The organism is Methylobacterium sp. WL19, assembly GCF_008040005.1.
Taxonomy (GTDB): domain Bacteria; phylum Pseudomonadota; class Alphaproteobacteria; order Rhizobiales; family Beijerinckiaceae; genus Methylobacterium; species Methylobacterium bullatum.
Map to the genome: position 1 here is coordinate 1 of NZ_VRVC01000174.1, position 7,552 is coordinate 7,552.

Annotated in this window: 7 protein-coding genes; 4 read left to right on the forward strand and 3 right to left on the reverse strand. The window is 64.4% G+C overall.

Features of this window, described 5'->3' with window-relative positions:
- Positions 1-208: 208 nt before the first annotated feature.
- The 3 genes from FV220_RS22875 to FV220_RS22885 all read right to left on the reverse strand — a co-directional run bounded on the left by FV220_RS22875 (position 209) and on the right by FV220_RS22885 (position 3,555).
- On the reverse strand, positions 209-439 hold the full coding sequence (locus tag FV220_RS22875; RefSeq protein WP_018042288.1) for a DUF6429 family protein: 231 nt from the start codon (positions 437-439) through the stop codon (positions 209-211).
- A gap of 312 nt (positions 440-751) precedes the next feature.
- A complete protein-coding gene (locus FV220_RS22880) occupies positions 752-1,417 on the reverse strand; it encodes a metallophosphoesterase family protein (RefSeq protein ID WP_056161263.1) in 666 nt (221 codons plus the stop codon).
- A complete protein-coding gene (locus FV220_RS22885) occupies positions 1,414-3,555 on the reverse strand; it encodes a helicase-related protein (RefSeq protein ID WP_147833346.1) in 2,142 nt (713 codons plus the stop codon). The genes FV220_RS22880 and FV220_RS22885 overlap by 4 nt, the downstream gene beginning before the upstream one ends.
- Positions 3,556-4,035: 480 nt before the next feature.
- On the opposite strand from FV220_RS22885, the gene FV220_RS22890 reads away from it, so the two are divergent.
- From FV220_RS22890 to FV220_RS22905, 4 genes are read left to right on the forward strand one after another with little or no spacing between them, the layout of a single operon-like run.
- The gene (locus FV220_RS22890) at positions 4,036-5,193 is read left to right on the forward strand and encodes an acyl-CoA dehydrogenase family protein (protein WP_147833347.1); all 1,158 of its coding nucleotides are present in this window, start codon (positions 4,036-4,038) and stop codon (positions 5,191-5,193) included.
- Positions 5,190-5,777 carry an SAM-dependent methyltransferase gene (locus FV220_RS22895; RefSeq protein WP_056146662.1) on the forward strand — a complete coding sequence of 196 codons (588 nt, stop codon included), beginning with the start codon at positions 5,190-5,192 and terminating at the stop codon, positions 5,775-5,777. Before FV220_RS22890 ends, FV220_RS22895 begins: the two co-directional genes overlap by 4 nt.
- Positions 5,755-6,495 (forward strand): cytochrome b/b6 domain-containing protein, encoded by a 741-nt coding sequence (locus tag FV220_RS22900; RefSeq protein WP_246689521.1) that lies wholly within the window; start codon positions 5,755-5,757, stop codon positions 6,493-6,495. The genes FV220_RS22895 and FV220_RS22900 overlap by 23 nt, the downstream gene beginning before the upstream one ends.
- The gene (locus FV220_RS22905; protein ID WP_147833348.1) at positions 6,492-7,232 is read left to right on the forward strand and encodes a molybdopterin-dependent oxidoreductase; all 741 of its coding nucleotides are present in this window, start codon (positions 6,492-6,494) and stop codon (positions 7,230-7,232) included. Before FV220_RS22900 ends, FV220_RS22905 begins: the two co-directional genes overlap by 4 nt.
- Positions 7,233-7,552: the final 320 nt, after the last annotated feature.

Consider the following 7,552-nt stretch of genomic DNA (forward strand, 5'->3'; position numbering starts at 1 on the left):
GCTCGTCAGGCTCATAACCTGAAGGTCACAGGTTCAAATCCTGTCCCCGCAACCAAACACACAAGAACACCACACGCAAAAGCCCGCAGCGTCAAACGCCGCGGGCTTTTGCGTGTCAAATGACATAGAGAGAAAACAAACGCTGTCGCTGTCGAACTGCTCAGGATCGGGAAGAGCCGGCCCGCAAACCGCAGACTTGGCAGCGCGGTCATTCGGTCCGAGCGAACAGGACTCGAAATAGTTCCTCCGCTTGACGCAGCCCCTCGTCGGTCAGCACGACCGACTTCGCCTTGCTCGCCGGGTCGGAGATCATCCCCTTCCGGTGAAGGCGTTCCATCGCGTTCCAGTCGAAGCCCTTCCAGGCACGACGCTCATCGTGAAGCGTCAACCGCAGGAGCGCTAGAACAGCGGCGTCGATTTTCTCCTCGTCGATGTCCATCTTCACAAACCTTTTATGCAAAGCCCGAAAGCGCTGTGGTCTTCACCGGATGCATAGGATGAGCCTCATCGAAAGAGCAGGTAAACGCCCTCTTTTCGAAATCCGCCAAGGCTGATCATACCCCAAACAGCTATGAGCGCGAGGTCACGGCCGCCTTGTGCGGATAAGTCCGATCACGGATCTCATCACCGAAACCAATCGCCCATACTCTGCTGGATGGCAGCACCATGGATTTGGCGGTCTACTCGCCAAAAATTCTTTCACTCTCCCCAACGGTCGTTCCGAACGGAGGCGGTCATCGAACTCTCCGGTTCACATGCCAACCTGCAGGAACTCGACGGCGGGGCCGGCTTCAGGAGTGAACACGGCTGCGGTGAGGAGGCATCCAAAGACACAGGCCGTGTCGACGTTCGTTCGGAAGGGATGAACGTCCGGCCTGCCGGTCTTTTGCGGGGTGTGGCCATGGACGACGTGCTTGCCGAAATCGAAATCCTCGGTGAGGAACGGCTTTCGGATCCAGAGTCTGGCCTCCACGTCCGGGTCGATACCGGGCCTTCCGGGGCGAAACCCGGCATGGACGAAATAGCGCCGCTCATCCTCATGGACCGTGTCGAGGCCCGACATCCAGTTGAGCGCATCGCGCGGCAACTCCTCCGGATCGCGGATGCCGAATGACGCCAGCGTGCTTCGACCGCCATTCTCCAGCCAGGCGGTGACGCCGAAGGGCTTTTCGTAGGCATCGAGCAACATCCGCTCGTGATTGCCCATGAGAAACGTGGCTTTCTCGCCTCCCGTCCGATCGAGATCCTGAAGGATTCGCAGGACGCCGGCACTGTCCGGTCCGCGATCGATGTAGTCGCCGAGAAAGACGAGGCGGTAGTCGCGACCACCGCAATGACGAGCGATCTCCGCCAGGAGTCGCTCGAGGGCATCGGCGCATCCGTGGATGTCGCCGATGGCGTAAGTCAGACGAGTCATCGCACTCCCGGCCGCGACCGCCGACGTTCGGCCTTGCGCGTCGCCGTCTCTCGTAGATGTTTCTCGATGACGGCGTTGGCCCGGCCGCGCATGGCACGGATCTGCTCGTCGTCGTCGAAGGTTTCGGGGAAGCGGCGCGACAGCCAGAGATAAGCACTCGCGAGCCGCACCGTCCGTTCCTGATAATCGAGTTCCCCGCTGAGATTGGCGCGCAACGCCGGAACGGTCGTGCGCGTGGCCCGAGCCTGCGCCCAGCGTTCCAGCATGGCGATGGCGATCTCATCGCGACGGTTGACCGGGCAGACCGAGAAAGCGAACTTTTCCTTGATCGGCAAGGCAGCGCGGTCGATGACCTTCGCGACATCGAGGATTTCGTCGAGGGCGGAGGGCTGGAACGGCGACCCGGCATAGAAGGTGGACCGCGCGAAATGCGTCATGACCTCTCGCAGGCTCGCCGTGCGCATCTCCTCCGCGACGGAGCGGATCGCGATCAGATCGGGCCGCACGAAGAAGCGCGTATCGGCGGCTGGTGCCGTCGGCGCTCCGGCGAGCGCGGCGCGGATCGGTTCGATGCCAACGGCGTCGGTGGCGGCGACGTAACCGACATCCTGATGGCCGAAGCGCCCGGCACGCCCGGCGATCTGACGAATCTCGGAATTCGTCAAGGCACGCTCGCCGACCCCATCCCATTTGCGGGTCGCGGAGAAGACGATGCGCTTCAGAGGCCCGAGGTTGAGACCCATGCCGATCGCATCCGTGGTGACCAATACGGTGGCCTCGCCGGTGCGGAACCGTGCGGCTTCCGCTCTCCGAACTTCGGGAGACAGGGCGCCGTAGATCGTCGCCACGCTGTGACCGGCGGCGACCAGGATCTCGCGATTCTCATGCACTGCGCGTCGCGAGAAGGCGACGACCGCGTCCCCTGGCTCGACGTCCTCGAGGGGGACGGGCTTGTCCAGAAGGACGAGGGGCGTCTTGCGAACGAAGGTGATGACCTCGAGCGATTCGTTGGCTGCCTCCGCCGCGCGCCGGACGGCGGCGAGCGCATCGTCGGACCCGCAGACGACGACGGTCTTGGCCGGGATACCGAAGAGGGCGTTGGTCCAGGCCCAGCCGCGGTCAGGATCGGAGAGCATCTGGATCTCATCGATCACGGCGACATCGACGGGCCGGATCAGATCCGCGGTCTCGATAGTCCGCGATGTGTGGGTCGGCCTGTCTTCGCCGAGTACTTCCTCGCCGGTCACCATCCCGGCCTTGAGGCCCCGCTCGGCGAGCCCCTCGTAATTCTCGAGGGCAAGGAGCCGCAGCGGCGCGAGATAAGTCCCCGTCGGGGCCGCTGCGAGTAATTGCAGGGCCGCGTAGGTCTTGCCCGAATTGGTCGGCCCCATATGGAAGATGATGCGACGGCCGAGGCGCCGGGCGACCGTGAATTTCTCGATGTAAGCACCGAACCCGACCTGATCGCGCAGGCGGCGCAGGCGGGAATCCTCTCGCGCGACGACCTTGGCGCGTTTGCGCACCGGGGCCAGGGTGTCGCTCATGGAACGGCCGAGATTCGGCCCGGCATGGAACACCCGCGAGCGGAGGGAACGGTCCATGTGATCGATATAGGTGACGGCGTCGGCGCCGACCTCGCGCAGATCCCCGGTGATCGCGTCCCTGAGGCGTTCGATGAAGGCGTGGAGCGTCTGTCCGGTCCGTGCGGTGATCTCGGCCACGGCGGGTCGCAACGTCTCGATGCGCCAGGTCGGGTCGTTGCGCTCCGCCATGCCGGCGACGATCTCGGCCGCGACGCCCTCCAGGGGAACCTCCACCCGCACATCCAGACGGTTGCCATCGAGGAGCGGCAGCAGCACGCGCACTCGCCACAGGAGGGTATCGTTCTCGGCGACCGTGACCTTGAGCCCGGGCACGCTCTTGCTCACCGCCGCGGCGCCTGTCCTCGCGAACGCGCTTTGCGCCTTCATGCGCCGCAGCCCTTTGCCGACACGCGCATCCTCGACATAGCCACCGAATTCCGGAAGATCGAGGTGAAGCCGCAGTGCCTCGATGTCCACCGACCGTGGCGGAAGCCCGAGACGGGCGACGACGTCCCTCAGGATATCGACGGTGGGTTGAGCGCGCTTTCGCGCCATGGGCATCGATCCTGGACAATCGTTCGTGGAGCCGCTTCGACCCGGCATCGTCTCGTGGGTCTACACGAGGCGAATGCGGAGCCATGGCGACGCTGCCCGATCTCAGGCCCGCCGCCTATCCCGGAGATGTGGATAAGGCCGCATTTTTACGCGGCGGATCGAGCGTCGCGACAGGAATGCACGATTTGGCCGCATGGCGTTGAACCGGCCCAAGGTTTCGCTGGTTGTCGAGACAACTCACTGCTTCCTCGATGACCGAAGGCAAGAACCTGCGCGCGTCTATTCTCCTTTTCGATCGATCGATTCTGATCTTTCCGTACCGGAACTCGGATCCCGCCACGTGCGACGAGGAGGAAGCGGACAAACGACGGATGTTCGCGTCGGGGTGTCGTACGATCAAGTGCAGGCCGAAATCTGTCCGGCCTCCTGGTCCCATGTCATGAATGGTCGGTATCGAGGCGCGACGGCCGCACGGAGAGGATGAACAGCGTGGACCAGCCGATACGGGTCGCCCACAGCATTGTCGATGCCGCGAGGATGGTCGCACGGGCCGCCGCCGCGCGGGCGGCCGAACATGACCATGATGGCGGGTTCCCGGCCGCGGATATCGAGCATCTGCGTACGCTCGGCCTGCTCGCCGCGCCGATACCGCGGGACGAGCAAGGCGCCGGCCTCGGCGAGGAGCCGGGCGCCTCGGATCTCTGCGATGTGCTGCGTATCATCGGGAGCGGAAGCCTGGCGCTCGGTCGACTCTACGAGGGCCATGTCAACGCCCTTCAACTGGTTGCACGATATGGCGACGCCTCCCAGCGCACCCGTCTTTTCGCCGATGCGCGAGGGGGGCATCTCTTCGGTGTCTGGAACACCGAGCCCGCGGATGACGGGTTGAAGCTCGTCGAGCAGCCCGGTGGCTATCGTCTGAGGGCAGGCAAGATCCTCGCATCCGGCGCGGGCTTCGTCACCCGTCCCCTGGTCACCGCCCGCACGATCCCCGGCGACCGCGCCTTCATGGTGGTGCCCGAGCTCGCATCCGGCACGCGGGCCGATCTCTCCGCTTGGCGGGCCCACGGAATGCGCGCCTCGGCGACGGGAAAGGTGGATCTCACCGGGCTCGAGATCGCACAGGACGGTCTGCTCGGCGAGGCGGATTCCTATTCCAAACAGCCGTATTTCTTCGGCGGCGCCTGGCGTTTTGCCGCCGTCCAGCTCGGGGGGATCGAGGCCGTGCTCGATATCTGGCGCGACCATCTGCGCCGGACCGGGCGAGGTCACGATCCGCATCAATCGGCCCGGCTGGGGGAGGGGCTCGTCGCCACCGAGAGCGCCCGCCTCTGGGTGGAGCGCGCCGCGCGCATCGTATTCGAGGACGACCTCCGCCCTGAGCGAATCGTGGCCTACGTTCACCTGGCGCGAACCGCCGTCGAGGCCGCAGGGCTGTCGGTGCTGCAGCTTGCTCAACGCTCCGTGGGGTTGCTGGGCTTCCTGCGCGATCACCCCCTCGAACGGGCCTCACGCGATCTCGCTACCTATTTGCGACAGCCGGCGCCGGATTTCGCGCTGACATCCGCCGCGCATTATGTCCTTGGTGAGACCGGGTCCGCCGGTGATCTCTGGCGCGACTCCGGAGATGTCCCATGACGCGTCACTCGCAGACGATGCCGCCGGATTATTTCGAGAACCGCTACGCCGACGATCCCGACCCCTGGCAGTTCACCACCAGCACATACGAGGCCGCCAAATACGCGGCGACCTTGGACGTGTTGCCGAAGCCGCGTTTCGCGTCGGCGCTGGAGATCGGCTGCTCCATCGGCGTGTTCACCAAGGCTCTGGCATCCCGATGTGATGCTCTCATCGGCCTCGATACGGCGGAAAAGGCCCTCGAACAGGCGCGTGGACGCTGTGAATCGCTCCCACACGTGCGGTTCGAGCGTCTGCACGTTCCCGGCCAATGGCCGCAGGGCAGGTTCGACCTGATCCTGATCTCGGAGGTGCTCTACTTCCTCGACGCCGACGATATGGCCCATCTGACCAAGCGCATTCTCGATGCCCTCGACCCCGGCGGGATCGTCGTCCTCGTTCACTGGACCGGTCTCACCCATTATCCGCAGACGGGGGACGAAGCCTCGGACATGCTGATCGGCCTCCTCGATGGGGCCATCCGCGTCGACCATCATAGTCGCACCGAGCGGTACCGACTCGATGTCCTCATCCGTATCACCTGAACTCGTCCCGGTGGAACCGGGCGCCGGGGCGAAGAACGGTCCGACCGTATTCCGGCATCCGGCTTGGCTGAGGTTGACCCATTGGGTGAATGCCGCGGCCTTCCTTGTCCTGCTGGTCAGTGGAATCGCCATCCTTCTCGCCCTGCCGCGCCTGTTCTGGGGAGAGACGGGTGCCAACGACGCGCCGGCCTGGATCGAACTGCCGCTGCCGGTGAACCTGGAACAGACTGGCTGGGGTCGGAACCTCCATTTCCTCGCCGCCTGGATCCTCGTCATCAACGGGCTCGCTTATCTGCTACTCATCCTGGCGAGCGGACATCTCCGCAGGAGCTTGGTGCCGGATCGGGATCAAGTGTCCGCCCGGCATCTCGCGCGGGAAATCGGCGATCATCTCAGACTGGAGAAGGCGCGCGGCAAGGAGGCGCTCCGCTACAACGCCTTGCAGAAATTCGCCTATCTCGGCGTGGTCCTGATCCTGTTTCCCGTGATGGTGTTGAGCGGGCTCACCATGTCTCCGGGGTTCACGACCGCGTTCCCGGAGCTCTTCACTGTGTTCGGCGGCCGTCAATCCGCACGGACGATCCATTTCCTGGTCGCCAGCCTGCTTGTCCTTTTCCTGATCGTCCACGTGATGCAGGTCTTCGTCGGCGGCGCCGGTAATCTCCTGCGCTCGATGGTCACCGGGCGTTTCACCATTCCTCCGGAGACGGAACGATGACCGATTTTTCCCGACGGCGCGTTCTGACGGGGTCGGCCGGTCTCATCGGCGCTGGTTTCCTCGGCGGCTGCGACGCGCCGGCGCTGAGCCGCCTGGCGACGCCCTACGATTGGAGCAACGGGCTGACCTTCGCCGTGCAGCGCTGGCTTCTCAGACGACAACCCCTCGTCCGGGAATTCGGGCCCGAAGCGATCTCCGCCGTTTTTCCGACCATCAACACGACGGATCCGGACGATCCCGGCTACAGGACATCGAAGGCCGTCGGTTTCACCGATTGGAAGCTGCCGGTCACGGGACTCGTCGACAAGCCGGGGGCTTTTTCCCTCTCCGACCTCAAGGCGATGCCGGCCAGGACACAGATCACGCTGCACAGCTGTGAACAGGGGTGGTCGGCTATTGCGGGTTGGACGGGCGTACCCCTGGCTCATCTCCTCGCCCGTGTGGGGTTGAAGCCCAAGGCCCGTTTCATCGTGATGCGCAGCGTCGACGGCTGGTGGGACAGCTACGATCTGTTCGATGCGCTGCACCCGCAGACGATCCTCGCCTACGGCATGAACGGAGGAGACCTGCCCATCGCCCACGGCGCGCCTCTCCGCCTGCGGGTCGAGCGTCAACTCGGCTACAAGAGTCTCAAATACCTGACCCAGATCGAGGCCGTCGAGCACGTCGATGGCTTCGGGAAGGGGAGGGGGAGCATGGTCGCCGAACTGGGCTTCCCCTGGTACGCGGGGATCTGAGCGGCCCTCGAAGGCGGGCGGCTCGCGTCGGGTTTCTGCGGCCTTTGTCATCGACGTGTCGTTTTAGGTGTTGACGCGCGCCGGGCTGGTCCGTATATCCCTGTTCATCGGCGGCGGCCAGCGGGGACTTCGGTTCGGCGGGCTGGCGTTTGTGTCTTCTGGATGATGATCGGATGGATGATCCGGCTGATTGGCTGGGTGATCGTCTGTTTTTGTTGTCTGGTGTTGGTTCTATGTGATCTGGTTTTGCTGGATTGCCGGGGTTGACAGGGTGATTTGGGTGGCTTAGACGGCCCCCACCGCTGAGGCGCTCCACCGGA

What these genes read in the sequence shown, in the direction of transcription:
- FV220_RS22875 (WP_018042288.1), bottom strand. Translation starts at nt 439, where the DNA reads ATGGACATCGACGAGGAGAAAATCGACGCCGCTGTTCTAGCGCTCCTG.
- FV220_RS22880 (WP_056161263.1), bottom strand. Translation starts at nt 1,417, where the DNA reads ATGACTCGTCTGACTTACGCCATCGGCGACATCCACGGATGCGCCGAT.
- FV220_RS22885 (WP_147833346.1), bottom strand. Translation starts at nt 3,555, where the DNA reads ATGGCGCGAAAGCGCGCTCAACCCACCGTCGATATCCTGAGGGACGTC.
- FV220_RS22890 (WP_147833347.1), top strand. Translation starts at nt 4,036, where the DNA reads ATGAACAGCGTGGACCAGCCGATACGGGTCGCCCACAGCATTGTCGAT.
- FV220_RS22895 (WP_056146662.1), top strand. Translation starts at nt 5,190, where the DNA reads ATGACGCGTCACTCGCAGACGATGCCGCCGGATTATTTCGAGAACCGC.
- FV220_RS22900 (WP_246689521.1), top strand. Translation starts at nt 5,755, where the DNA reads ATGTCCTCATCCGTATCACCTGAACTCGTCCCGGTGGAACCGGGCGCC.
- FV220_RS22905 (WP_147833348.1), top strand. Translation starts at nt 6,492, where the DNA reads ATGACCGATTTTTCCCGACGGCGCGTTCTGACGGGGTCGGCCGGTCTC.